The organism is Streptomyces sp. NPDC050625 (assembly GCF_040654755.1).
Taxonomy (GTDB): domain Bacteria; phylum Actinomycetota; class Actinomycetes; order Streptomycetales; family Streptomycetaceae; genus Streptomyces.
In genome coordinates this window covers 283,963-309,371 of record NZ_JBFAIQ010000005.1, presented here as the reverse complement: position 1 = coordinate 309,371, position 25,409 = coordinate 283,963, and the positions used below count along the sequence as shown (strand labels likewise).

At 68.8% G+C, this 25,409-nt stretch carries 25 protein-coding genes, 1 tRNA gene and 1 pseudogene; 16 read left to right on the top strand and 11 right to left on the bottom strand.

Annotated elements, in window-relative coordinates:
- Window positions 1-176 precede the first annotated feature (176 nt).
- From AB0I54_RS14615 to AB0I54_RS14590, 6 genes are all read right to left on the bottom strand, one after another.
- Window positions 177-1,283 (bottom strand): substrate-binding domain-containing protein, encoded by a 1,107-nt coding sequence (locus AB0I54_RS14615; RefSeq protein ID WP_363296326.1) that lies wholly within the window; start codon window positions 1,281-1,283, stop codon window positions 177-179.
- Between the two features lie 273 nt (window positions 1,284-1,556).
- Window positions 1,557-2,003 (bottom strand): helix-turn-helix domain-containing protein, encoded by a 447-nt coding sequence (locus AB0I54_RS14610; protein ID WP_363296325.1) that lies wholly within the window; start codon window positions 2,001-2,003, stop codon window positions 1,557-1,559.
- Between the two features lie 5 nt (window positions 2,004-2,008).
- On the bottom strand, window positions 2,009-3,193 hold the full coding sequence (dnaJ, locus tag AB0I54_RS14605) for a molecular chaperone DnaJ (protein ID WP_363296324.1): 1,185 nt from the start codon (window positions 3,191-3,193) through the stop codon (window positions 2,009-2,011).
- Between the two features lie 33 nt (window positions 3,194-3,226).
- Window positions 3,227-3,880 (bottom strand): nucleotide exchange factor GrpE, encoded by a 654-nt coding sequence (gene grpE / locus AB0I54_RS14600; RefSeq protein ID WP_363296323.1) that lies wholly within the window; start codon window positions 3,878-3,880, stop codon window positions 3,227-3,229.
- Window positions 3,877-5,712 (bottom strand): molecular chaperone DnaK, encoded by a 1,836-nt coding sequence (gene dnaK / locus AB0I54_RS14595; protein WP_363296322.1) that lies wholly within the window; start codon window positions 5,710-5,712, stop codon window positions 3,877-3,879. Before dnaK ends, grpE begins: the two co-directional genes overlap by 4 nt.
- A 94-nt stretch (window positions 5,713-5,806) precedes the next feature.
- Window positions 5,807-6,844, bottom strand: a complete 1,038-nt coding sequence (locus AB0I54_RS14590) for an MraY family glycosyltransferase (RefSeq protein WP_363296321.1) — start codon at window positions 6,842-6,844, stop codon at window positions 5,807-5,809.
- A gap of 195 nt (window positions 6,845-7,039) precedes the next feature.
- On the opposite strand from AB0I54_RS14590, the gene AB0I54_RS14585 reads away from it, so the two are divergent.
- On the top strand, window positions 7,040-9,322 hold the full coding sequence (locus tag AB0I54_RS14585) for a (Fe-S)-binding protein (protein ID WP_363296320.1): 2,283 nt from the start codon (window positions 7,040-7,042) through the stop codon (window positions 9,320-9,322).
- A gap of 388 nt (window positions 9,323-9,710) precedes the next feature.
- Window positions 9,711-10,313 carry a hypothetical protein gene (locus AB0I54_RS14580; RefSeq protein WP_363296319.1) on the top strand — a complete coding sequence of 201 codons (603 nt, stop codon included), beginning with the start codon at window positions 9,711-9,713 and terminating at the stop codon, window positions 10,311-10,313.
- A gap of 724 nt (window positions 10,314-11,037) precedes the next feature.
- Here AB0I54_RS14580 and AB0I54_RS14575 read toward each other — a convergent pair.
- Window positions 11,038-11,733, bottom strand: a complete 696-nt coding sequence (locus AB0I54_RS14575) for a hypothetical protein (protein ID WP_363296318.1) — start codon at window positions 11,731-11,733, stop codon at window positions 11,038-11,040.
- 889 nt (window positions 11,734-12,622) lie between these two features.
- On the opposite strand from AB0I54_RS14575, the gene AB0I54_RS14570 reads away from it, so the two are divergent.
- Together AB0I54_RS14570 and AB0I54_RS14565 are read left to right on the top strand one after the other, a co-directional pair.
- A complete protein-coding gene (locus tag AB0I54_RS14570; RefSeq protein WP_363296317.1) occupies window positions 12,623-13,009 on the top strand; it encodes a VOC family protein in 387 nt (128 codons plus the stop codon).
- A gap of 162 nt (window positions 13,010-13,171) precedes the next feature.
- Window positions 13,172-13,375: pseudogene (locus AB0I54_RS14565) on the top strand (transposase); the annotation flags it as partial.
- Between the two features lie 38 nt (window positions 13,376-13,413).
- Here AB0I54_RS14565 and AB0I54_RS14560 read toward each other — a convergent pair.
- Window positions 13,414-13,740 carry an antibiotic biosynthesis monooxygenase gene (locus AB0I54_RS14560; RefSeq protein ID WP_363296316.1) on the bottom strand — a complete coding sequence of 109 codons (327 nt, stop codon included), beginning with the start codon at window positions 13,738-13,740 and terminating at the stop codon, window positions 13,414-13,416.
- A gap of 197 nt (window positions 13,741-13,937) precedes the next feature.
- Here AB0I54_RS14560 and AB0I54_RS14555 point away from each other — a divergent pair, with 197 nt between their 5' ends.
- The 3 genes from AB0I54_RS14555 to AB0I54_RS14545 all read left to right on the top strand — a co-directional run bounded on the left by AB0I54_RS14555 (window position 13,938) and on the right by AB0I54_RS14545 (window position 17,956).
- A complete protein-coding gene (locus AB0I54_RS14555; RefSeq protein ID WP_363296315.1) occupies window positions 13,938-15,203 on the top strand; it encodes a VCBS repeat-containing protein in 1,266 nt (421 codons plus the stop codon).
- Between the two features lie 221 nt (window positions 15,204-15,424).
- The gene (locus AB0I54_RS14550) at window positions 15,425-16,906 is read left to right on the top strand and encodes an FG-GAP and VCBS repeat-containing protein (RefSeq protein WP_363296314.1); all 1,482 of its coding nucleotides are present in this window, start codon (window positions 15,425-15,427) and stop codon (window positions 16,904-16,906) included.
- A 42-nt stretch (window positions 16,907-16,948) separates the two neighbouring features.
- Complete coding sequence (locus tag AB0I54_RS14545; RefSeq protein WP_363296313.1) at window positions 16,949-17,956, top strand: YIP1 family protein; 1,008 nt, start codon at window positions 16,949-16,951, stop codon at window positions 17,954-17,956.
- Window positions 17,957-18,013: 57 nt separating this feature from the next.
- Here AB0I54_RS14545 and AB0I54_RS14540 read toward each other — a convergent pair whose 3' ends face one another.
- A complete protein-coding gene (locus tag AB0I54_RS14540; RefSeq protein WP_363296312.1) occupies window positions 18,014-18,511 on the bottom strand; it encodes a phosphoribosyltransferase in 498 nt (165 codons plus the stop codon).
- Window positions 18,512-18,516: 5 nt separating this feature from the next.
- On the bottom strand, window positions 18,517-19,092 hold the full coding sequence (gene dcd / locus AB0I54_RS14535) for a dCTP deaminase (RefSeq protein WP_363296311.1): 576 nt from the start codon (window positions 19,090-19,092) through the stop codon (window positions 18,517-18,519).
- A 529-nt stretch (window positions 19,093-19,621) separates the two neighbouring features.
- Here dcd and AB0I54_RS14530 point away from each other — a divergent pair.
- Window positions 19,622-19,695 (top strand) — tRNA-Gly (locus tag AB0I54_RS14530).
- Window positions 19,696-20,340: 645 nt separating this feature from the next.
- Here AB0I54_RS14530 and AB0I54_RS14525 read toward each other — a convergent pair.
- Window positions 20,341-21,015: a hypothetical protein gene (locus AB0I54_RS14525; RefSeq protein ID WP_363296310.1), complete on the bottom strand. Its 675-nt coding sequence runs from the start codon at window positions 21,013-21,015 to the stop codon at window positions 20,341-20,343.
- Window positions 21,016-21,424: 409 nt separating this feature from the next.
- Between AB0I54_RS14525 and AB0I54_RS14520 the strand changes: the two genes are divergently transcribed.
- The 8 genes from AB0I54_RS14520 (at window position 21,425) to AB0I54_RS14485 (ending at window position 25,248) form a co-directional block, all read left to right on the top strand.
- Entirely contained in the window at window positions 21,425-21,685 is a 261-nt protein-coding gene (locus AB0I54_RS14520; protein WP_363296309.1) for a hypothetical protein, read from the top strand.
- 78 nt (window positions 21,686-21,763) lie between these two features.
- A complete protein-coding gene (locus tag AB0I54_RS14515) occupies window positions 21,764-22,084 on the top strand; it encodes a hypothetical protein (RefSeq protein ID WP_363296308.1) in 321 nt (106 codons plus the stop codon).
- Between the two features lie 134 nt (window positions 22,085-22,218).
- Window positions 22,219-22,713, top strand: a complete 495-nt coding sequence (locus AB0I54_RS14510; protein WP_363296307.1) for a DUF5994 family protein — start codon at window positions 22,219-22,221, stop codon at window positions 22,711-22,713.
- A 71-nt stretch (window positions 22,714-22,784) separates the two neighbouring features.
- Window positions 22,785-23,228: an STAS domain-containing protein gene (locus AB0I54_RS14505; RefSeq protein ID WP_363296306.1), complete on the top strand. Its 444-nt coding sequence runs from the start codon at window positions 22,785-22,787 to the stop codon at window positions 23,226-23,228.
- A gap of 212 nt (window positions 23,229-23,440) precedes the next feature.
- Window positions 23,441-23,752, top strand: a complete 312-nt coding sequence (locus AB0I54_RS14500; protein ID WP_363296523.1) for a DUF5994 family protein — start codon at window positions 23,441-23,443, stop codon at window positions 23,750-23,752.
- A gap of 115 nt (window positions 23,753-23,867) precedes the next feature.
- On the top strand, window positions 23,868-24,284 hold the full coding sequence (locus AB0I54_RS14495) for a DUF5994 family protein (RefSeq protein ID WP_363296305.1): 417 nt from the start codon (window positions 23,868-23,870) through the stop codon (window positions 24,282-24,284).
- 188 nt (window positions 24,285-24,472) lie between these two features.
- On the top strand, window positions 24,473-24,811 hold the full coding sequence (locus AB0I54_RS14490; protein ID WP_363296304.1) for a MerR family transcriptional regulator: 339 nt from the start codon (window positions 24,473-24,475) through the stop codon (window positions 24,809-24,811).
- Window positions 24,812-25,041: 230 nt separating this feature from the next.
- On the top strand, window positions 25,042-25,248 hold the full coding sequence (locus tag AB0I54_RS14485) for a cold-shock protein (protein WP_067116135.1): 207 nt from the start codon (window positions 25,042-25,044) through the stop codon (window positions 25,246-25,248).
- Window positions 25,249-25,409: the final 161 nt, after the last annotated feature.

Genomic DNA, 25,409 nt, shown 5'->3' with positions numbered 1-25,409 from the left:
CACGGTCACGGGCGCATCGGGGCAACCCGCTTCCCCGGGGGTCACACCAGTCGGCGGGGTACGCGAGCAAGTGGCCGAAATCGATCCGGCACGAGCGGCGGGCGAAGGGCACGCCCCGGCGTGCGCGCCCCACCCTCGCGGGTGAACCCCTCGCTCCCCGCCGCATTGACCAACGGCTACTTGAGGCCGATCGACGCGCAGGCCGCCTTGTACTTCGGGGTGCAGATTTCGGAGATCTTGTAGATGCCGTCCGCGATGACCGTGTCCTTGATGTTGGCCTTCGTCAGGGCGGTCACGGTGACGAGCTGCGCCGGGATGTCCTTGTTGGTCGGGCTGTCGACGCGGTCCTGGGTGAGGGCGTCGAACTGGATGTCCCTGCCCTGGACCTTGGCGACGGCCATCTCGGCGGCGCTCTCGGCCTCGGCCGGGTAGGACTTGTAGACGGTCATGTACTGCTCGCCGATGACGATGCGCTGCACGCCGTCCAGCTCGGCGTCCTGGCCGGTGATCGGCGGCATTTCGGTGACGCCCGCGGCCTTGAGGGCCTTGATGACACCGGACGCCATGCCGTCGTTGGCGGAGTAGACGGCCGCGATGTTGTTCTTGCCGATCTTGTTGATCGCCTCGGTCATCTCGGCCGTGGCGTTCTCCGGCTTCCAGTCCTTGGTGTCGTACGTCTCCGCGATCGTCACCTTGCCATTCAGCTCGGAGAGCGCGCCCTGCTTGAACTGCTTGGCGTTCGGGTCGGTCAGCGAGCCGTTCACCATGACGACCTTGTCGGAGGTGTCGACCTCCGACCCCAGGGCCTCCAGCAGGGTGCGGGCCTGCACCTCGCCGACGAGCTCGTTGTCGAAGGAGATGTACGCGTCGATCGGACCCTCGGCGAGACGGTCGTACGCGATGACCGGAATACCCGCGTCCTTCGCCTTCTTCACATCGCCCGCGATGGCGTGCGAGTCGACCGCGTCGAGCAGGATGACGTCGACCTTGTCGGCGATCATCTGCTGCATCTGCCGCGACTGCTTGCCGGCGTCCGCGCCCGCGTTGGCGTACTCGACCTTGCCCTGCTTCTTGGTGAGCTCGGCGACCTTGTTCTTGATGATGGGGTAGTCGAACTTCCCGTACCGCGTGTTCGCCGTCTCCGGCAGCAGAAGCCCCACCGTGAGGTCGTTGCCCTTGGTCGGGCTTGCGTCGGTCGAACTCCCCGAAGCGTTCAGCACGCCGCAGCCGGCGAGCGAGAGGGTCATCGTGGAGGCTGCCACAGATATGGCGATACGACGCATTCGGGGGCTCACTTCAGGTGCGTTCCGGATGTGGGGCCGCTTGCGACCCAGATGTCTGAAAAGACAACGCGGCCGCAACACCCGGCGTCAAGCCGAACTACTTAACGAGTGCGCAACACCACGCTCCGCTTTGCTTGTGAAGGTCCAGCGGAATCACCTCCAAACACCCTTTACGGGCCCTGCACCCAACGGAAGTTCATGGCACGGCAAAGACGGGAGCGCATGCGACAGGGGCCCGGAGGATCTCCTCCGGGCCCCTGTCTCGGGTCGGTGTCAGTCCTGCTGCCGCTTCGGCCGCCACACCACCAGCGCGCTGGTCTGCTGGACCTCCTGGTACGGGACCAGGTCCCGGCGGTAGGAGGCATGCACGGCGGCCTCGCGCTGCTGCATCGCGGCCGCCGCGCCGTCCAGGGCCGCCTGCAGTTCCGCGACGCGGGACTGGAGCGCGGCGACCTGGTTCTCCAGTTCGATGATGCGCTTGATACCGGCCAGGTTGATGCCCTCGTCCTGGGACAGCGCCTGCACCTGACGCAGCAGTTCGATGTCCCGGGCCGAGTAGCGGCGGCCCCGGCCCGCGGTGCGGTCCGGGGAGACCAGGCCCAGGCGGTCGTACTGGCGCAGCGTCTGCGGGTGGAGTCCGGAGAGCTGGGCCGCCACCGAGATGACGTAGACCGGGGTCTCCTCGGTCAGTTCATACGGGTTACGCCGACGGCCGTCCATCACTCTCAAGCTCCCTTCGCGGCCTCGAACAGCGCCGCACGCGGGTCCTCACCCGCGGTCGCCTCGCGATACGCCTCCAGTGCGTCACGAGCCTTCCCCGACAGGTCCTTGGGAACACGCACCTCGACGGTGACCAGCAGGTCCCCGCGGGTGCCGTCCTTGCGGACCGCGCCCTTGCCCCGCGCCCGCATGGTGCGGCCGTTGGGCGTGCCCGGAGGCAGCTTCAGGGTGACGGCGGGGCCGCCGAGGGTCGGGACCCGGACCTCGCCGCCGAGCGCCGCCTCGGTGAACGTCACCGGGACGGTCACCGTGAGGTTGTCGCCCTTGCGGCCGAAGACCGGGTGCTCCCCCACGTGCACGACGACATACAGATCGCCGGCCGGGCCGCCCCGCTCGCCGGGGGCTCCCTTGCCGCGCAGCCGGATGCGCTGACCGTCGGTCACCCCCGCGGGGATGCGGACCTGCATGGTCCGGGACGACTTGGCGCGGCCGCTGCCCTTGCACTCCATGCAGGGGTGCTCGGCGATCAGACCCCGGCCCTTGCAGTCGGGGCAGGGGTCGGTGAGCGAGAAGCCGCCGCCCGAACCCCGCGCGACCTGGCCCGTGCCGACGCAGGTCGGGCACACGCGCGGTGTGCCGTTCTTGTCGCCGGTGCCGGAACAGGCCTTGCACGGGGCCTGCGAGGACATCCGCAGCGGGACCGTGGCGCCCTCGATGGCCTCGGTGAAGCTCAGCGTGACCTCGGACTCGATGTCCTGGCCGCGCCGGGGCTGGGTGCGCGTGCCCGCGCCGCCGCCCCGGTTGAACAGGCCCCCCAGGACGTCTCCGAAGCCGCCGCCGAAGCCCCCTTGGCCCTGGGCGCCGCCGCCCCCTCCGCCGCCTCCGAAGAGGTCGCCCAGGTCGAAGTTGAAGGAGCCGCCGCCCGCGCCCGGCCCCGGGCGGAAGCCGCCGTTGCCGAAGAGGGCGCGTGCCTCGTCGTACTCCTTGCGCTTCTTGGGGTCGCCGAGGACGTCGTTCGCCTCGGAGATCTCCTTGAAGCGCTCTTCCGCCTTGGCGTTGCCCTTGTTGGCGTCCGGGTGGAACTCGCGGGCGAGCTTCCGGTACGCCTTCTTGATCTCGGCCTCGGTGGCGTCCTTGGGGACGCCGAGGACCTTGTAGTAGTCCTTCTCGATGAAGTCCTTGGTGCTCATCCCCGACGTCCCTCCTTCCGTTCAGTGTTTACGTCAGCCCTCCTCCGGGCCACCGTTCTCCTTGTCGTCGGCCGCGGTGCCCTCGTCGGCACCCTCGGCCTTGACCGTCTGCGCGCCGGGCTGCGGCTCGGCGACGGCCACCCGCGCGGGGCGGATGGTGCGCTCGCCGATGCGATACCCGGGCTGCAGAATCGCCACGCACGTCGTCTCGGTGACGTCCGGCGCGTACGAGTGCATCAGGGCCTCGTGGATCGTCGGGTCGAAGGGCTCGCCCTCCTTGCCGAACTGCTGCAGTCCCATCTTCGCCGCGACGGTCTCGAGCGACTCGGCGACGGACTTGAATCCGCCGACCAGCTCGCCGTGTTCCCGCGCGCGGCCGATGTCGTCGAGCACGGGCAGCAGTTCGGTCAGGAGGTTCGCGATGGCGATCTCCCGGACCGCTACCCGGTCGCGCTCGACGCGGCGGCGGTAGTTCTGGTACTCGGCCTGGAGGCGCTGGAGGTCCAGCGTGCGCTCGTTGAGTGCCGTACGCACCTGGTCCAGCTGGGCCACCAGGCCCGCTGTCTGGTTCGCGTCCCCGGCCGGGGCCGCCCCCTCCTCGGAGGCGGCCTTCGGCTCGGCGTCGTCAGGGGTGGCGCCGGAGGGGACGTCGGGCTTCTCCTCGAAGCCCGGGGTCTCCTCCGTCACGCGGCACCGTCCTTGCGCTCGTCGTCGACGATCTCGGCGTCCACGACGTCGTCGTCGGCGCGCGGGGCCTCACCGGCGCCGCCCGCGGCCTGCGCGGCCTGGGCGTCGGCGTACATGGCCTGGCCGAGCTTCTGCGAGACGGCCGCGACCTTCTCCGTGGCCATGCGGATCTCGGCGGTGTCCTCGCCCTTGAGCTTCTCCTTCAGCTCGGCGATGGAAGCCTCGACCTCGGTCTTGATCTCGCCGGGGACCTTGTCCTCGTTGTCCTTGAGGAACTTCTCGGTCTGGTAGACGAGCTGCTCGCCCTGGTTGCGGGTCTCGGCGGCCTCGCGGCGGCGGTGGTCCTCCTCCGCGTACTGCTCGGCCTCCTGGCGCATCCGGTCGACCTCGTCCTTCGGGAGCGACGAACCGCCGGTGACGGTCATCTTCTGCTCCTTGCCGGTGCCGAGGTCCTTCGCCGTGACGTGCATGATGCCGTTGGCGTCGATGTCGAAGGAGACCTCGATCTGCGGGACGCCACGCGGCGCCGGCGGCAGACCGGTCAGCTCGAACATGCCGAGCTTCTTGTTGTACGCCGCGATCTCGCGCTCGCCCTGGTAGACCTGGATCTGCACCGACGGCTGGTTGTCCTCGGCCGTCGTGAAGATCTCCGAACGCTTCGTCGGGATCGTGGTGTTGCGCTCGATGAGCTTGGTCATGATGCCGCCCTTGGTCTCGATGCCGAGGGACAGCGGGGTCACGTCGAGGAGCAGGACGTCCTTGACCTCACCCTTGAGGACACCGGCCTGGAGCGAGGCGCCGATGGCGACGACCTCGTCCGGGTTCACACCCTTGTTGGCCTCCTTGCCGCCGGTCAGCTCCTTGACGAGCTCGGCGACGGCGGGCATACGGGTGGAGCCACCGACGAGGACGACGTGGTCGATCTCGCCGAGGGAGATGCCGGCGTCCTTGATGACGTTGTGGAACGGCGTCTTGCAGCGCTCCAGCAGGTCCGCGGTCAGCTGCTGGAACTGAGCGCGGGTCAGCTTCTCGTCCAGGTGCAGCGGGCCCTCGGCGGACGCGGTGATGTAGGGCAGGTTGATCGAGGTCTCGGTGGACGAGGACAGCTCGATCTTCGCCTTCTCGGCGGCCTCGCGCAGACGCTGCAGCGCCATCTTGTCCTTGCCGAGGTCCACGCCGTGGCCGGCCGCGAACTGCTTGACCAGGTAGTCGACGACGCGCTGGTCCCAGTCGTCACCACCGAGGTGGTTGTCGCCGTTGGTGGCCTTCACCTCGACGACACCGTCGCCGATCTCCAGCAGCGAGACGTCGAACGTGCCGCCACCGAGGTCGAAGACCAGGATGATCTGCTCGTCCTTGTCGAGGCCGTACGCGAGCGCGGCCGCGGTGGGCTCGTTGACGATGCGCAGGACGTTCAGACCGGCGATCTCGCCGGCCTCCTTCGTCGCCTGGCGCTCGGAGTCGTTGAAGTAGGCCGGGACGGTGATGACCGCGTCGGTCACCTTCTCGCCCAGGTAGGCCTCGGCGTCGCGCTTCAGCTTCTGCAGAATGAAGGCGGAGATCTGCTGCGGGTTGAAGTCCTTCCCGTCCAGCTGGATCTTCCAGTCGGTGCCCATGTGACGCTTCACGGAGCGGATGGTCCGGTCCACGTTGGTGACCGCCTGGCGCTTGGCGACCTCGCCGACCAGCACCTCGCCGTTCTTGGCGAAGGCGACGACGGACGGCGTGGTCCTGGCACCCTCGGCGTTGGTGATGACGGTGGGCTCGCCGCCCTCCAGAACGCTGACGACGGAGTTAGTCGTGCCCAGGTCGATGCCGACCGCACGTGCCATGGTGATTTCCTCCAGCTGACTTGAGTGGAACGGACTCAAGTGTGCACGAGGCTCGCCACGGGGTCAACAGACCTGAGTCGTACGGGCTCAACTCTTATCCGTTCCTTACACGCAACTGCCGTGTGACCTGCGATGATGCCATACGACGGGCGCCGTAGACAGGGATTCGAAGGAGTAGAAGTACGACCACGAGCGCGCCGCCGGCCACCCAGAGGACGGCACCGTCCCCGGCCCAGCCGGTGTGGGCGAGCACCCCGACCAGCACCCCGGAGAAGGCTCCCGTGCCGAGCAGGACGACGGTTCCCTGCGGAGTGAGCCCGAGGCGGCGCAGCCGGTGGCCGAGATGGTCGGGCCCGCGCCTGAGGAGCGGGCGCCGGGCCATGCGCCTCGACGCGGCCACCAGGACGAGGTCGGCCGCGCCGAGGGCGGTGAGGCAGAACAGCACGCCCGCGCTGTCGCCGAGCCCGTGCCCGGCCCGGGCGAACACGGCGGCGGAGGCGAGCACGAACCCCGTGAACAGCGATCCGCACGCGCCGAGGCCGATCCGCGCGGGATGCCAGTTGTGCATGAGGAACCCGGTGAGGGCGGCGGCGAGCACGCTGAGCAGCACGGCCAACCCGTCCATCAGCTCGGCCGCGGCGCAGGCGCCGACCCCGAAGGCGGTGATCACGCCGACCGTGCCGGCGAGCCCGTCGGTGTGATCGAGAGCCCGGAAGGCGAAGGACACGAGGACGATCCAGCCCACGGCCAGGATCCCCGCGGGCACGCCCGTCCCGCCGTACGGCACGACACACACGGCGGCCACCGCCGTACCGGCGACGAGCACCCGCGGCCGCAGCCGCCACACGTCGGCGACCAGCCCGAGCAGGGCGACCCCGGCGCCCGCGAACAGCAGCCTGCCGACCCCGTCGCCCAGCGGCGCGACCCGCGTCCAGTGCCCCGCCCCGGCGACCAGACAGGTGGCGGCCAGCACGGCCACGCCCCCGAGCAGGGGCACGGGCCGCCGGCGTCGGGCCGGATCCGGCTGCCTCCGCTCGACGATCCCGGCCCGCAGGCCGGGCGCACGGAGCAGCGCCGCGAGCACGGCGGTGAGCAGAAGGGCGGAGGTGGCGGCGATGATCCCGTAGAGCACGGCTCTAAATTAGGCGTGAATGGGGCAATTCGGTATGAATAACACGATCTGATTGCCGGTCCGACCCAGGCGCCCCTCAGCGACCCAGATCACCTCGCTCCTGGGTACAGCACGGGGGATGATGCGGGTAGTGTCAAACGGACTTGCATAAGTTACCGCTTAGTAATGTCCCTCGCAGGCCCGAGGAGCCCCGAAATGCAACTCGCCGCGATCATCGTGTCGCTGGTTCTGATCGTGGTCGGCGTCGCCCTGTTCGCCCGCGCCGTCCTGCAGATCTTCAACTTCATGCGGCTCGGCCAGAGCGTGCCCGCGGGCACGCGCACCGACGAGCCCGGCCGGCGCACCCTCACCGTGGTCAAGGAGTTCCTCGGCCACACCCGGATGAACCGGTGGGGCATCGTCGGTATCGCGCACTGGTTCGTGGCGGTGGGCTTCTTCACCCTGCTGCTGACGATCGTCAACGCCATCGGCCAGCTGTTCCAGGCCGACTGGATCCTGCCGGTCATCGGCGAGTGGGCGCCGTACAACGTCTATGTCGAGTTCATCGGCACCATGACGGTGCTCGGCATCGCGGTCCTGATCGTGATCCGTCAGCTGAGCAAGCCGAACAAGCCGGGCCGCAAGTCCCGCTTCGCCGGCTCCAACTTCGGCCAGGCGTACTTCGTCGAGGCCATCATCCTCATCGTCGGCGTCTGCATCTTCATGCTGCACGCGCTGGAGGGCGCCCAGCACCACGTCGACGGCTACGAGGCCTCGTTCTTCATCTCGTACCCGGTGGTGTCGTGGCTGGAGGGCCTGGACGTCTCCACGCTCCAGAACCTCACCTACCTCTTCGCCGGCCTGAAGATCGCGGCGTCCTTCATCTGGATGATCACGGTCGCCCTGATGACCGACATGGGTATCGCCTGGCACCGCTTCCTCGCCTTCCCGAACATCTGGTTCAAGCGGAACGCGGACGGCGAGACCTCGCTCGGCGCGCTGCTGCCCATGACCTCCGGCGGCAAGCCGATCGACTTCACCGACCCCGGTGACGACGACGTCTTCGGCGTCTCCCAGGTCGAGCAGTTCTCCTGGAAGGGCCTGCTGGACTTCTCCACCTGCACCGAGTGCGGCCGCTGCCAGTCGCAGTGCCCCGCCTGGAACACCGGCAAGCCGCTCTCCCCCAAGCTCCTGATCATGTCGCTGCGCGACAACGCGCACGCCAAGGCGCCGTACCTGCTGGCCGGCGGCGGCAAGACCATGGAGGGCGAGGAGAAGGCCTCGGCCGAGGCACTGAAGAACGTCCCGGCGTCCGCGCTGGCGGAGGCCGAGCGCCCGCTGATCGGCACCGCCGAGGAGAACGGCGTCATCGACCCGGACGTGCTGTGGTCCTGCACCACCTGCGGCGCCTGCGTCGAGCAGTGCCCCGTGGACATCGAACACGTCGACCACATCGTCGACATGCGCCGCTACCAGGTCATGATCGAGTCCGCGTTCCCGTCCGAGGCGGGCACGATGCTCAAGAACCTGGAGAAGAAGGGCAACCCCTGGGGCCTGGCAAAGAAGCAGCGCCTGGAGTGGACCAAGGAGGTCGACTTCGAGGTCCCGGTCGTCGGCAAGGACATCGAGGACCTCTCCGAGGTCGAGTACCTGTACTGGGTCGGCTGCGCCGGCGCCCTGGAGGACCGCGCCAAGAAGACGACGAAGGCCTTCGCCGAACTGCTGCACATCGCGGGCGTGAAGTTCGCGATCATGGGCGGCGACGAGAAGTGCACCGGTGACTCCGCCCGCCGCCTGGGCAACGAGCCCCTGTTCCAGGAGCTCGGCATGGAGAACGTCATGGCCCTGAACACGGCGTTCGGCGAGGAGCTGGACGACGACGGCAAGGTCACCGCGGAGTCGAAGAAGCCGAAGTCGGCGAAGAAGATCGTCGCCACCTGCCCGCACTGCCTGAACACCCTCGGCAACGAGTACCCGCAGCTCGGCGGCGACTACGAGGTCATCCACCACACCCAGCTGCTCCAGCACCTCGTGGACGAGGGCAAGCTGATCCCGGTCACCCCGGTCGAGGGCATCATCACCTACCACGACCCGTGCTACCTGGGCCGCCACAACAAGATCTACACGCCCCCGCGCGAGATCATCGGCAAGGTCCCGGGCCTGCGCAACGAGGAGATGCACCGCCACAAGGAGCGCGGCTTCTGCTGTGGCGCCGGCGGCGCCCGGATGTGGATGGAGGAGCGGATCGGCAAGCGCATCAACAACGAGCGCGTCGACGAGGCCCTCTCCCTCAACCCGGACATCGTCTCCACCGCCTGCCCCTTCTGCCTCGTCATGCTCACCGACTCCGTCAACGGCAAGAAGAACGACGGCAAGGCCAAGGAATCCATCCAGGTCGTGGACGTCGCCCAGCTCCTCCTCGACTCCGTCAGGACGCCGGTGGACCCGGCGGGCACGCAGGAAACGGAGAACGAGCCGGAGCCCGAGCCGGTGAAGTAGCCGACCGCGGAACGGCCGACGGCCTCCGCCCGGCCCCCCTGAAGGCCGACGGCGCCCCCTGACCCGCACGGGCAGGGGGCGCCGTCGTATATCCGCTTCAGCTGTCGCCGCTCGCTGTCCGCCGCCGCTGCCCGCTGTCCGCTGTCCGCTAGGCGCCCTTCGGGCCCGCCTCGCCATGCTTCAGGAGCTCACGGCCCAAGAGCGGCGGTTGACGCGGGACCGAAACCGGTGGATCAGGCAGCAGTTGGGCGCCGCGAGCCAGTCCAGACGAGGCTGACCCCGCTCTTCCGGACGGAGGACGACGCCCAGTCCTCCAGTACGCAATGATCCCGCAAAGATCATTGACGGCAGGTCGCGGTCACTGTGGCATCGAGGCGATGAGGAGGAGATGTTGAACACCACTATTCGCCACGGCGCCGTTCTCGCCGCCACCGCTTGCGTCCTCAGCGCGCTCGCCGCCCACGGCGCCGCGGCTGCCGCTCGGCCCAAGGACGCCGCCATCGGATACACCTGCCGGTACGGAGCGGTATCGGTCTCGGACGCGGCCGGATCGGTTGTACCCACCGCACAGAAGCCCGGCGTTCCGCTCTACGCCACGCTCCGGCTCCACAACACCGAGAACACAGCGCTCACCAAGGCCTCATATGTCTTCGCCATCGGCAACCTCATGAAGAACCGGGGCCCCGCGCCCCATGTTCGGTGGCGCGTCGGCAAGGGCTCTTGGCACGCGATGGCGCTGCGCTGGAACAGCAAGACCAACGGCACGCTGCCCCTGTGGAACTCCCAGGCCCTGCCCCTGGGCACGATCCCCTCGCACGGCACCGTCACCACGGAGATCTCCGTGTCCTTCCCCAAGAAGTCCATCAAGGCTGTCGACTACGACTTCCTCGACGTGCACAGCGGTGCTTGCGGCAACACCCGCCTGGACTGGTACACCGGCAACGGCTTCTCCTACTGGCCGCGGAAGGGGACCCCGGGCAAGCCCGCCTAGGCCTCCGGCGAGGACTGAGGAGGAAAGTCGCCGATGTCGATGACTGGGCACTGGAAGGCAGCCAGGCTCTGACCCGCCACGGTCATCTTCCGATGGTTGGATCTCCGCGAACTGGCGGACAGCCTCGGAATCGAACTGGGTGACTGAGCCGTAGCGAGGGGCCTAACTGAGATCAGTGGGCCCCTCGTCCAGCTTGTCCGTGCCTGCGTCACTTCGTGACACGACAGGGGATCCGCTGTCTCCGTCGGTCAATCACCCACGGTGATTGCCCAACGCACGGTAGAGGGCGCTGTCACGCTCACGGTCCCCTGTTCGCGGGAGCGCTTCAGAGTCAGCTGGTTGTAAGTGCTACTGACTTCCCCTGCGATGCATTCCAGCGGAAAACTTAGCCCGACCGGTCTGACTGCAACTATCAGTTTTCCCTTGCCTTGACAGTTCACCATGATGGACAAGGGACCGCTCTTGAGACCGCCCTTTATCTCCATCTCCCGGTTGCCAGTAACGTTCGCCGCCTTAGCGACTACGTATCCCTCCGGCAGGGTCGGCGCTTTTGTTGTGGACTCGCCGGGGATGTGCTCGCCTCGATCGGACGATGATGTCTGTGTCGGAGAGGACGAAGGGCGCGGCGAAGAATTCGGGGCGGCCTTATGGCTGTCACTGCTCTCAGTGCAGCCGGCGACGAGCACACCTACAACGGACAGGGTCGCTGCGGAGGCGATCAGGTTCAGCCTTCCCACAGGTACCAGCCCACGCGGTAGGGGGAGTAGCTGACGACGGTCTTTTCGGGTGTGGTGGTGCAGTTCTGGTGCAGCCAGTAGCTCTTGCCCGTGTGCTTAAGTCGCCATACGCCGTATACGGCGTTGGTGGTCTTGTGCGGCGGGGTATCGACCGAGATTGAGTTGCCCAGCTTGGCCGTCAACTTGGCGGACACGGTGACATCGAACTTTTGCTTGATCTTAAGGAGCATCGTGTTAATTGAGACGTCCGTCTCGGTGGATACGGATACGCCAACCTCGCCCGTAACCTCCGAGGTGAATGTGGACTTGGCGGTTCTGGAGGTGGCGTTGTGGTTTGAGTTCCTCGGTCCCACCGCCTTGTGGTACTGGCGTCCCTGCTTGGTGGGAATGTAAACGCCGTGCGCGGGAGCACAGTCACGGAAGGCAGGGACATCCCCGGGAAGTGGCTTGGGCTCAGCAGGCCCCGCAGGCTCCTTGTCGACTTCGTCAGAGGGGACGTCGGTGGTGCTTTCGTCGGGCTCCTCGGGCGGGGACGTGTTGATGGCTGAGGTGTCGGCTTGTGCAGATGCCGTCGACGCGAGGGGCGGTGTCTCATCATCGGCCCACGCAGGCCCAGCCAGAGCCGTGCAGAGCAGGAATGCGGTTGCAGGAACAAACATGGTGCGACGTGCGGTGATTTTCACGGAAGTGCCTATCCGGTGGGGATCGCCCTGAGGGCGTCGGACGCATTGACCGTATGACAGGAACATGCCGGAAGCGAGGGTTCCGTGAAGCCCTTGAGGAAAGACTGAGGTTTTGAGCTGGTGGGGCTTCGCTCTGCGGATCTGTCGGGCGGTTCAGTTGCCGCGGCACCATGGGGGGAATCTCGTCAGGCTGACGTAAAAGGGATCTCGACCCAAGTCCGCCACATCGGGGAAAAGTTCCTGACAACTCCAATTTCATGTAGCCGAGTTGGAGAGAGGTTCTGACCTGAGCCACCGAAAGTCAGCCACAGCGGCGGGTGCGTCAAACGAGCACCCGTCACGTGTGTTTCCAGTAACCCCGTACCGGCCTCAGCAACGCCTTCTCGAAGCGTCGCTGGCCTCGTCCCTCCTCGGCTTGGGCATTATCGACGTGGCCTGGCCATTGGGCTTGGGCTGCGACACTGAGAGCCTTGCGGCCTTGAAGCGGTGTGCGCATGGTGGCGTGGCCATCCTTGGCGGGCGGCAGCCTGGTCCTGGTGCTAGGAGAGGTCGAGTTCCTTCACGGTCTGGCTGTCCGGCCTTGGCAGGGCTGCGCGCTGAGCGGGTGGGGGCCGCCGGAGCGGTGGCGGAGACAAGGAGCGGCGGCGGCACGTGACCGCCAGCGCGCGCGGACTGCCGTAGGCGGGCCGCCTTGAACCCGGTGGAAAAGGTTGCGACTCAGTTACCGTCGAAGAAGCCCTTAGAAATCATCTCAATTGGGTGTGGCTCTCCCAGGTAGTGCGGACGGGATGCAGCGTATGAGCCCTTGCCGCCGCCAGGGTCGACGTACTCGGTGCCACATCAAGCTCGGAGCCAGGCTTTGACGTCGGCACTCGTAGTCTGCGCGGTCATGACACAACGATGGCCCTTCATCCACCACGTCACCTTCATCGCCTCGGACCTCGAGGCAAGCACCCGCTTCTACACTGCCGCGCTCAAGCCTCTCGGTGTCGTCGGGGAAGCGGCTGACGGCGGAGCGGAGTTCTGGGAAGAGGAGCTGGACACTCCTTCCTTCGGTCTGTACCCCGCGGGCGACGCCACGGTGACCCGGGGCGCACACATCGCGTTCACCGCACGCGACCGAGCCTCGGTTGACACCTTCCATGAGGCCGCCCTGACCGCTGGTGGCACGTCCCGGTACGAACCCCGGCTTTGGCCTGAGTACCGCGCCTATTGCGCGTTCGTGGACGACCCGGACGGCAACAACATCGAAGCCGTTTACAAGGAGCAGGCGTAGGTCAGTTGGGCGTGGCCGTCGCTCAAGGAGAGCCACACCCAAGTCAATTGGTGACCGCGCCGCCTGTGAGAGTCAGGCTGTCAGGCCCAAGCGCGATGGCTCGACCTTGATCACGCCGACAAGGGCTACGGCTATCGCCACCTGCGGGGATGGCTGTCTCAGCGTGGCATCCGGCACCGCATTGCCCGCAAGGGTGTCGAAACCTCACAGCGACTCGGCCGACACCGCTGGACCATCGAACGCACCATGGCCTGGCCCGCCGGCTGCCGCCGACTCCACTGCCGCTACGAACGCAAGGCCGAACACTTCCTCGCGTTCGCGAGCATCGCCGCAGCCCTCATCTGCTACCGCAGACTGGCCAAATGAGATGTCTTCTTAAGCGGGACGATTCGCATAGGGATGGGCTATGCGTTCTTGGGCTCGGCCTGCTGGACGACCTCGAAGGACCACAGCGTCGAGCCCGAGGCGGCAGGCTTCGGCTTCTCGCTGCCCTCCCCACCGCCCTGGTGTGCCGCCTTCATGGGCCCCTCCATCCACGCCTGGAACGACTCCTCATCGCGCCACCGCGTGTAGACGAGGTAGCTGTCGGTGCCTTCGACCGGGCGGAGAAGTTCGAACCACTCGAAGCCGTCGGAGTTCTCCACGGCGTGGGCTCGATGCGCGAACCGCTTCTCCAGCGTCTCCCGCTGCTCAGCGGGGACGGTCAGTACGTTGATCTTGACTACGCTCATGCCCCCATCCTGCCCGGTGCCTCCGGCGGACGGGGGCAGGGCGGGGCGACGCGCCCGGGGAAACATGGTGGTGAGCCCGTCCCGCGCGGGCGCCAGGCTGTCGCGTCGTCCCTGACGCGGGCATCATGGCCCAGGCGTTGCCGAGGGTGTGGACGAGATGGGCGGTGCGTGTGCGCAGGGGTGGAAGAGCCGGGACGGTGACCGCTGTGATCGGCGGGCTGGGGCTGCTGCTGGCCGCCTGTGGACCCACGGAGGACACGGGGACCGCCGAGCACACCCCGGTGACCGTCGCGGACGCCCCGGCGAAGATCCCCGTACCGCACGGCAGGGGCAGCAAGGTCCCGGGCGACTTCAACGGCGACGGCCACCGCGACCTCGTCCTCGACGACCTGGTCAAGGAGCAGAGCCACGCCGACGACGCCGGCATCGGGATCGTCTACGGCAGCGCGCACGGACTCACGCCCGGCGCACGGCAGTTGATCGGTCCGAAGACGCACGCCGCGCCGACCAAGGGCCAACTCCCCGCCGTCTTCGACGCGGAGGCGAGCTGCGACCTGGACGGCGACGGCTTCACCGATCTGGTCGTGTCCACCGATCCGCCGTACGACGGGCAGGGGCAGCCCCCGGTGCCGCTGCAGATCCTGTTCGGGTCCCCGGACGGGCTGACCGGGCGGGCCGTGAAGCTGGCCGTCCCCGCCCGTGCCCGCTTCGGCAACGACTGGCCCGACCAGCCGGTGTGCGGCGACTTCGACGGGGACCGCAGGTCCGACCTGGTGCTGCACGCGTCGGGCGGCCGACTGTCGTATCTGCGCGGCCCGTTCAGCCGCAAGGGCGCCCCGCACGCGGCAGCCGCGCCGCTCCCGTCACCGGGCGAGGTGCCGGTCGGCCCCGCCGCCGACGTCAACCGGGACGGCTACGACGACCTGGTCGTCCGTACGGCGGAGGGCACCGCCAAGTCGGCCCTGCTCCTGGGCGGCCCGGACGGACCGGCCCGCACCGGTGCCGTACTCCCCAGCGGCGTCGATGTCGTCCTCGGCCGCTTCGGCCGGGGCAAGGCACTGGACGCGGCGGTGGGCGGCATGGCGGAAACGTCCCTGCGCTACGACCTCCCGGCGGCCGCCCGCGCCACCCTCGCCACGCCCGGCTCGATGCTGGACGCGGCCGACTTCGACGGCGACGGCCTGGACGAACTGGTCTCCAGCGGCTCGCGGTTGCGCATCCTGCGGGGCCGTACGAAGGGACTGTCACCGGCGGGCACGGTCACTCTCGCCCCGCCCGCCCGGGGAACCACCCGCGTCCTGACGGCCGGTGACTTCGACGGCGACGAACGGGCCGACCTGGTGGTGCGGACGTACCGGGGGGAGACCGAGGACACGGTGGCCGTGTACCGGGGAGCGGAGAAGGGACTCGTGGCGGCGAAGCCCTCGGTGACCTTCTCGACGTCGGAGTTCCTGGTGCGGTGACGCGCTCCTCCGCCCACGCGGAGAGCCGTCGCGTGGATTCACCGAACTGCCGTCGCAGGGATTCATCGAACTCCCGTACAACCCCTGCCGGTCGGCGCGGGTCTCATGATCGGCGACCGCGCCGTGAACCCCGGGACAACCCGTGGCGAACACGGACGGTCCGCACACCATTGACTGCGGATGCCCGCCAGGCATCCCCCGCATGCCGCAGGAGACCCCGCATGCACACGCATCTGCGACTCGCCCTCGCGACGGCCACCGCGGCCGCGCTGACGGGCGGTCTGCTCTCGATCTCGGCCGCCACCGCCACCGCCGCGGACTCCGTCAGGGTCGCGCAGGCCGACTTCAACGGCGACGGCATCGGCGACGTCGTCACCTCGGCGGCCACCGCCTACGTCAGCGGCCACAAGGACGCCGGCCAGATCGTCGCCCTCTACGGCACCACCTCCGGCGTGACCTACGCCAAGCACACCACCATCAGCCAGAACACCGCCGGCGTCCCGGGCACCGCCGAGGCCGGCGACATGTTCGGCGGCGAGCTGGCGTACGCCGACTTCAACGGCGACGGCTACGACGACCTCGCCGTGAGCTCCCCGAGCGAGAAGGTCGGCACCGACACCAACGGCGGCGCCCTCGCCATCCTCTGGGGCTCCGCGAACGGCCTCACCGGCAAGGCGATCGACGTCCCCGACCCGGCCACCGGCTCCCACGACTACTGGGGCAAGAACCTGGCCGCCGGCGACTTCGACGGCGACGGCAAGGCCGACCTGGCCGTCGGCAGCTCCGCGAGCACGATCTACGTCTACAAGGGCGGCTTCAGCACCAGCGGCACGCCCGGCGGGCGGACCACCGTCAAGCCGCCGATCCATTCGGGCACCAACGACTTCCCGTACGGCCCGATGCACCTGACCGCCGGTGACGTCAACGGCGACGGCCGCACCGACCTGATCGTCGACGGCTACGAGACGGCCACCTCGCACGGCTGGAACACCAACTACTGGCTGCCCGGCACCGCGAACGGCCTGAGCGTCGCGTCCGCCAAGAAGCTGAAGACCGGCACGGTCACCGGCATCGGCGACATCAACGGCGACGGCTTCGGGGACATCGTCAGCGGCGCCTCCTGGGACGCCACCACCGGCGACGGCACCACCATCCCAGACTCCGCCAAGGGCGGAAAGGTGAACATCACCTACGGCTCCGCCTCCGGCCCGGCGAGCACCACCGGCATCACCCAGGACACCGGCAACGTCCCCGGCACCTCGGAGAAGGCCGACGGCTTCGGCTGGGACCTCGACCTGGGCGACGTCAACGGCGACGGCTACCAGGACCTGGTGGTCTCCACCCCGAACGAGGACATCGGCGGCGTCTCCAACACCGGCCAGGTAACCGTCCTGTACGGCTCGGCGTCCGGGGTGCGGACCGCCTCCGGGGCACAGGCCTTCGCCCAGAGCACGGCGGGCGTCCCCGGCAGCGACGAGAAGAACGACCTGTTCGGCGCGGACGTCAAGCTCGACGACGTCAACGGCGACGGCAAGGCCGACCTGCTGGTGGGCTCGTACGAGAACAGCGCCGACGGCCAGGTGATGTATCTGCCGTCCAACGGCACGAAGATCGTCACGACCGGCGTCCACACCGTCGCCCCGGGCTCCGTCGGCGTCTCCACGTCGGGCACACCCCAGTTCGGCGCGCTGTTCGCGGACTGAGCGGCCGTACACCTACGGGTTGCCCTTGACACCCCCTAGGGGATGTCACAGCTCGGCAGCAAAGCCGGGCCCGGACCGCCGGGCCCGGCACGTCACTCTTCAGGACCAGGTACGTTCGAAGGCGTGGCTGGATTCAGGATCGGACGCGGCGGCCGGGACAACCGTGCCCCGCAAGGACAGCAGGGACCGCAGGGACCGTCGTACGGCGGACGGGCGCCGCAGGGACCGCCGCACGGCTACCCGTCGGCACCGCAGCCCCATCCGCGGCAGCGGCCGCAGTACGGCGGCGGTGCCCAGTGGCCGCAGGCGAACGGCGGCTACCAGGGCGGCCGGCCCGGCGACGGACCGGAGTACTTCGGCGACGACTACGGCGGCTACCCGGGCCAGGGCGGCGCCCCGGACCCGTACGCGGCCAACAACCCGGGCCACACCCAGGCGTTCTCGGTCGACGACCCGTACCAGCAGGGCGGGACCTACCGGGCGGGCGCCGCACCGGCCGGCCCGATCGGGCCGCGCCTGCACTGGAAGGAACTGCTGCGGGGCATCGTGTTCGCCCCACGCCAGACCTTCCTCCAAATGCGGGACTACACGATGTGGGGCCCCGCCCTCGTCGTGACGTTCCTCTACGGCCTCCTCGCCGTGTTCGGCTTCGACGGCGCCCGCAAGGACGCGATCAGCGCCACGCTCTCCAACGCGGTGCCCATCGTCCTGACGACGGCGGTCGCGATGGTGCTGAGCGCGTTCATCCTGGGCGTGGTCACCCACACCCTGGCCCGCCAGCTGGGCGGCGACGGGGCGTGGCAGCCCACGGTGGGCCTGTCCATGCTGATCACGTCCATCACGGACGCCCCCCGCCTGGTCGTCGCGATGTTCCTCGGCGGCGACGCGGGCTTCGTGCAGCTGCTGGGCTGGGCGACCTGGGTCGCGGCCGCCGCGCTCCTGACCCTGATGGTCAGCCGCTCCCACGACCTGCCCTGGCCGAAGGCGCTGGGCGCGTCGGCGATCCAGCTGATCGCGCTGCTGTCGATCGTGAAGCTGGGCACGTTCTAGAGGCTGGACGCGTTCAAGCCAGAAGCTGGGCGCGTTCCAGAAGGCTGGGCGCCGGGGTCAGGCGTCCAGCACCTGCCCGGCCCGCTGGACGACGGGCGGCTCGACACTCCACGGGAAGTTGATCCACTCGTCGGTCCGCTTCCACACGTACTCGCACTTCACGAGGGAGTGGGACTTCTCGTAGATCACGGCGGACCGCACCTCGGCGACCGTGTCGAGGCAGAAGTCGCGCACCAGCTTCAGCGTCTTGCCGGTGTCGGCGACGTCGTCGGTGATCAGGACCTTCTTGTCGGAGAAGTCGATGGCGTTGGGGACGGGCGCGAGCATGACCGGCATCTCCAGCGTGGTCCCCACACCGGTGTAGAACTCGACGTTCACCAGGTGCAGGTTCTTGCAGTCGAGGGCGTAGGCGAGCCCGCCGGCGACGAAGACTCCGCCGCGCGCGATGGAGAGCACTATGTCGGGCTCGTACCCGTCGTCGGCGATGGTCTGGGCGAGCTCGCGGACGGCCACACCGAACCGCTCGTAGGTCAGGTTCTCGCGCACGTCGCTCATCGCGCTCACACCTGCGTCCGGTGGAAGTTGAGGAATGAACGCGAGGCGGTGGGCCCGCGCTGGCCCTGGTAGCGGGAGCCGTACCGCTCGCTGCCGTAGGGGTGCTCGGCCGGCGAGGTGAGCCGGAACATGCACAGCTGCCCGATCTTCATGCCGGGCCACAGCTTGATCGGCAGGGTGGCGAGGTTGGACAGTTCGAGGGTGACGTGCCCGGAGAACCCGGGGTCGATGAACCCGGCGGTCGAGTGGGTGACGAGTCCGAGGCGCCCGAGGGAGGACTTGCCCTCCAGCCGCGAGGCGAGGTCGTCGGGAAGCGTGATGACCTCGTACGTCGAGGCCAGCACGAACTCCCCGGGGTGCAGGATGAACGGCTCGTCGCCGTCCGGCTCCACGAGCCGCGTGAGGTCGGCCTGCTCCACCGAGGGGTCGATGTGCGGGTACCGGTGGTTCTCGAACACCCGGAAGTAACGGTCCAGCCGCACGTCGATGCTCGACGGCTGCACCATGGATTCGTCGTAGGGATCGATCCGTACCCGCCCGGCGTCGATCTCGGCCCGGATGTCCTTGTCTGAGAGAAGCACGTCCAGAGGATACGCAAGGCGCGCGGAGCCGTGACAATCGTGACGACCCCGCGCGCCGATGACTACGGACTGCGACCGACCACAGCCTTCTCTGCGACCGCTACCGCTTCTCCAGAGCGACAGGCACGACGCTGCGCAGCCGGGCACACCGTGGACACCGGAGGAGCCTGCCGGGGCCGAGCCGCTCGGCCTGCTGCATCGGGAACGAAGCGGTGCTGAACACGTGCCCATCGGCACAGCGGACGACGGTGCGTTCCATCAAGTCCTAGAGTCCCTTCCCCAAGAGCCGCGTCTGGCTTACTGCCGCGACGACAAAAGCCACATTACGGGATCAAAGAGACGACTCTCCAGGCGGCACTCCGGCCTCGCCGAGACCCTCTCCCACACCCCCACGGTACGCCCCAACTCCGTTCCCCCGCAGCCGGATCCACTCCTCGAAACGCGCACGGACCCCACGGCGAGAGCACCGGGGGTCCGCGATGAGGTACAGTGAGCGAGCGTTCGGACACCGACTCGGTCGGCGTCTTACGCGGGTGTAGTTTAATGGTAGAACATCAGCTTCCCAAGCTGAGAGCGCGAGTTCGATTCTCGTCACCCGCTCCATGATTGAGGCCCAGGTCGGAGACCTGGGCCTTGTTGTTGTGTCTGGTGATCAGCCGCCGCGGGCCAACTGGCCTTCCGCCACAGGAGAACTGCCGCGGACACGTCCATGCACTCGGAGAGAACCGCGACGGCCGATGCGATCCGTACCGTCAGCGACAGGCTCGGCCGCAGCGGCCGTACAGCGGTGTCGCGGAGGCGCCGTCGTGCCGGGCGTGCGGCCGGGTACTCGCAGAGGGACCATCGGGATACCGACGCCTCCGTGATCCCGGAGGCCGGGGCCGGGCAGCGTCCTGCACCCGGAGACGGCCGCAGGTGCCTGCGGGGTGACGGACGGCTGGTCCCGATCTCCTGCTCGGTCACGCCTCTGACGGACGACGGCGTCTCCCGGGGCATGGTGGCCCCTGAAAACTGCGCTGGACCAGTGCGGGGCACTCGCCGCCTCTGTTGCTGACCCCCGACGGGAACGGGCAGTACGTCGAAGCCGGGCAGGAACTGCTACTCGGAACCCACCTGGGCACCGGGGATCACGGGCCGAGCGCCTTCTTCGCCCTCGCCCTCGCCCACGAACCGCTGGACACCCTGTGCGACCAGCTGTCGGCCCGGATGCCCCCCGGCAGCACCGACGACATCGCCCGACGGGGATGCTCACGTCTCCGGAGCCAGCACCAGAACGCGGAACGGGCCGGGCAGCAAGGCTGTACGGGCATCGTCTCCGGCGCTTCGCCACCCCCAGGACCGCAGCGCCTCAACGGTCCCGTCGTCCTGGGAATCCACCAACGTTACGCCGAGCACGCCGCCGTGGTCGGCGAGCAGTCGCCGCTGCAGGCGCCGGGCGAGGTTCCAGGCACGGTCCTGGTACTCCCGGCGTACGCGGGGCGGGACGACGATCCCGGAGACGACGAAGAGCCGCCCGGAGGCGGCACGGCGGAGCAGACTCACCGGAAGACGGCCGTCGAAGCCCTCCCACCACGGACCGGCGCTGCGCGCGGGAAAGCCGTAGGCGCATCCGGTCAAAGCGGTGGTCTCCGCGATCAGCAGCGAGAACCCCGGCCGTCGCGCGTCGGCCGCGAGATGCCGCAGAAATCCGGTACGCGCCTGGTTCCACGCCGATGGGCCGCCACCGGAGACCTCCGCGTAAAGATCGCCCAGCTCCTGCAGGCGGTCCTCGACCTGGCCACGTGTCAGCGGGCGGAGACGTTCTCCCTCGTGGGGCGAGGATCCCTGCTCCCGCTTCGGTCGGCCCCGCGTGCGCGACCTGCCCGGTGCGGGTCGGGGCGCGGGCAGGTTCGAGGTCGTCGGGAGAATCATGTGCGCGGTCATGGGGCGAACCCTGCCCCGGGCACGGACGAAGGCCGCCCCGGCGTCGTCGGTCGCCGAGAGCGGCACCGGTCTCGGAGCCGGTACGCGGCATGCCCTCGGTGTCTCCACCGTACTCCGGGCGGGGCCCGCCACGGTGGCCCGGCGGTCGCCGACGGCTGCGGCAGCCGACGCCGAGCAGGGCACCGGCCTTCCGCAAGTGTTCGCTGCTTTCCGGCACAGGCCGGCTCCGATCGGCCACGGGGGTCTGGCAGCCGGCAGGAGCGCCGGTCGGCCGTGGCACGCACGGCCGACCTCACCCGGCATACCCTTCAGAATGGGGCCGTCGTGGAAACGCGTCTCAGTCCCCGCGCCGTCGCCCGGCCTGCCGGGCAGCGACCGCTTCGTGCCCGTCGCTTGCCAGGAGGTCCGTATGGATCACGAGCCCTTGCCCTCCGAGGGCCACGCCGAGGTCCGCATCGTCGCCGCGACGCCTGAGGTCGCCCGTCGAGTCGCCGAAGTGCTCCGGCGCTGCTTCGCCTCGACCGAGCAGCGCAGCTACCCCGCCGGCCGCGGAGGAGGGACCCGGCTCCATCTCACCCTCGACACCGCGCATGCCGCGGAACCCGCACGGTCCTGGCTTGCGACCAGCGAATCGACAGGCCATGACCAGACACACGCCGACGAGGTGTGACCCGGATCTGTGAGGCCACCAGGATCCGCCGTCGCATCCGTCCCCACACGGCCGTCAACACCTCGGAGAACGACAGCCATGACGAAACTCCACGAACGCAAGCACAACCGCGAGTTGGTCCTGAGGTCCCTGTACGAGGCTGCGGAGCTCAACCGCCCTGAGGTCAGCGGATCGGCGCTCCGCACCGAGCTGGGTCTGCCCGACGAGGACCTCTTCGCCGCCTGCGCCTTCCTCGCCGACGAGGGCCTGATCAGCGTGGACTGGACCTCGCACCAGACCCCCGCGGCCGTGTCGCTGACGCACGAGGGCATCCGCCTGATGGAGGAACAGGAGGAACAGAAGGAACAGGAGCAACAGGAGGAACAGGAGGAGGCAGAGAAGACACAGTCGGACGACTGACCCGCCCGCTTCTCCTCGACCGGGAGTAGCCTGACCGTACCGAGGGCTTTTCGCGCAGCGCGACCGGCGGTGCCGTTCCCGGCGAGTGACGAAACCGGCAGTCGTCCCACGACTCCCGGGGACGGGACCGCACGATGGAACCCAGCAGAACGCCGGCGGAAGGCGCGTCCGCGGACGACCCGCACACGTTCCGTATGCCCCTGCCGCGCCTGACCCTCACCCCCGACGTCAGCCATGGCCCGCTGGACGGAGCCTGGTGGCCGCGCTGCGACGCGCTGGAACTCGAACTGCCCTCGCTCGTCGGCTCGTTGGAGCCGGAGGCGGGCACCACGGTAAGAGTCACCGTGGACCCCGCCGAATGGCCCGACGCCCCGCACACGGTCATGGCGCCGGGACGGGTGATCGCCGTGGAGCCGGCCGCACCCGGAAGCGAGACACACGTCATCACTCTGGACTGTGGCACCGTGGGACGCTGGGCGCTCCTGGTCGTCCCGCCCGAGGAACCCGCCGGAACAGCCGCCCGGCTGCTGGCCGCCGCGGCTGACCCCGAGAACCCGCTGACCGCCGCGCGGATGCTGGCGCTCGCAGAGACCGGTCGCCTCGGGGGCATGACAGGGGAAGCGGTATGAGGCAGGCGGCCCCTTGGTCGCCCACGGCCGGGACTGCCGTCCGACCTCAACCGCTCTCCCCTCGCGAGTCGTTGGCCACTCAGGACGAAGCGCCCGCGCTCATCGAGGAGTGCCGCCTCGTCCGCGCACGCGGCGAGCTGGACGCGCAGACCGTGGGGCCACTCGTCCGCGCCCTGGCCGAGGCCCGCGCCGCCCGCCCCGGACGACTCCTCCTCATCGTGGATCTGAGCGAGGTGACCTTCACCGACTGCGGCATCCTGCCGCCACTGTGCGAGGCGTGGTCCGACTGTCGCGCCCGGGACGGCTGGATACGCATCGTCTACGACAACCACACGACCGAACTGGTCTTCCGCTGCACCGGTCTCCTGGACCGCTTCCCCGCTTATGCCAGCGCGCAGGACGCCTGGGAAGGACGAACGGCCGACGCCGACGCACCGGACCAGGTCAGCACACCTCCGAGGACTCGGCCGGACCCGCCCCGATGCCGACCGGAGCCACCCGGCCGGCACAAGTGACCGCGCCAGGGGGCCGAGCCGACGGAGTACCGCGGAGGAATCAGGAGTTTCCCGTACGTCGCCTCCCGCGTCGGCGTCATTCCCCGCGCACCACAGCACCCGAGCAGCGCTCGGCGGCCGGGAGACAGGGGACTCGACATGAACGCGTCCAGTGACAAGGCCGCTCGGTCCAGCCGGAGCCCCCCACTCCTTCGCTTCCCGCACGGCTCGCCCTGCGTCCGCCGGCCTTCCCACCCGGCCACGGGTACGGCGCCTGCCTGCCGCGCTCCGGCGACCTCGCAGCCGAACTCCCCGCGCTTGCCGAGGTCTTCGACACGAGGCGAGGTCGCGTCAGGCACGTCGCCGTCGGCCGCAGCACCTGGCCGACCGCCCCGTGCGACCTGACCGTGACCGGCCACACCGTGAGGGCCTCCTGGTTCGCCTCCGGGCTCGACCCGTACACGATCAGGATCTTCTCGTACGGCCTCGGCCGCTGGGACCCGCCGGTCGTCCCGCCCGGAACGGAGCCCACGGCGGCCGGCTGATCACCGCAGCCGCCGACCCCGCACTTCGTCTCACCGCGAGCGCACTCCTGGCCGCCGAGGAACACCGTCCGGCCGAGGACGACGTACCGCGCCGAACCTCTCGACAGGACGCCTCATGAACAACGGACTACGGCCCCCGCAACCAGCCCCGCCCCTCCTCCGCCTGTACCTCGCGCCCGAGAGCACCGTGCCACGCCGTATCGACGGGGCCTGGTGGCCGCGCACCTTCGATCTCCTGGCGGAACTCCCGCAACTGCTCTCCGGCCTGCCGTGTGCCTGGGGCCAGATCGTCAGTGTCCTGGTGAACGGCACACTGTGGACCGGGGCACCGGGCCGCATGCTCGTCTGCAACCAGGTCGTACGGCTGCGCAGGACCACCACGGCGCACGCACCGAGCACCATCGTCCTGATGGCCCCCGGCCATGGCCGCCGGGACCTGCTGGTCGTGCCACCGGAGGCGACCGAGCGGGCCGCCGAATCGCTCATGTCCGCCGCCGGGCTGGCACCGGAGCAGGGCCACTTCGCGAGCTGAGTGAGCGGGTTCGGCGACGTACGGCGACTCGTCGGGCTGTGCGCGGGGGAGAATCTGTCACGGCGAGGCCATATGTCCGTGCCTGCCGGAGTTAGGGTTGTCGCACGAGGCACATGGTGCTGACTCCTTTGGAGCACGGCTGCCACACGCACCCGGGTCCCTCGCCGCGTCCCCGAAACGAAGGTGCCATGCCCGCTGAGAACGCCCCCGTCGCCGGCAACCTCGAGGACGACGACTATCCCGCCTACACCATGGGGCGGGCCGCCGACGTTCTCGGCACCACCCCCGCCTTCCTACGGGCCGTAGGCGAAGCCGGGCTGATCACTCCCCTGCGTTCGGAAGGCGGCCACCGCCGCTACTCGCGCCGCCAGTTGCGCATCGCCGCCCGCGCCCGTGAGCTGGTCGACCAGGGCACCCCCATCGAGGCCGCGTGCCGCATCATCTCTCTTGAGAACCAGCTCGACGACGCCCTCCACCTGAACCGGGAAATGCGCCGGAAGCTGGACGAGCACGGCACGGATACCTAGTCTCGCCGATACAGTAATACGGCCCACAGCGATATGAGAATTACCGGGCGATCCCGAAAAAACGGCGCCGGTTCCACCTGACCTGTGTTAACGTGATAGCAGTTGCAGTTTTGGTTGCCAGAGATTTTTTCTTTGCAGAGCTTTCCGGATCCTTCCGGAGGGGTGATCATCGCGGCGACTCGACTCCGCAAAGTGCGGAGTCCGGCACTGCCCCCAAAGGGAGATTCAATATGGCATCTGGCACCGTGAAGTGGTTCAACGCGGAAAAGGGCTTCGGCTTCATCGAGCAGGACGGCGGCGGCGCTGACGTGTTCGCCCACTACTCGAACATCATCAGCAACGGCGGCTTCCGCGAGCTTCAGGAAGGCCAGAAGGTTAGCTTCGACGTCACGCAGGGCCAGAAGGGCCCGCAGGCCGAGAACATCGTTCCCGCCTGACACTGACGCGAATCGTCGCGAGCCAGCGGTTCGCGCATTATATGGCTGGGGCCCGCACTCTTGGGGTGCGGGCCCCAGCTCATTGTTTTTCTCACTTTCCGGATTTTCCGGACCGCCGGCCGCCCCGCTTCCGCGCGACAAGACCCGGCACTTCTTATTTT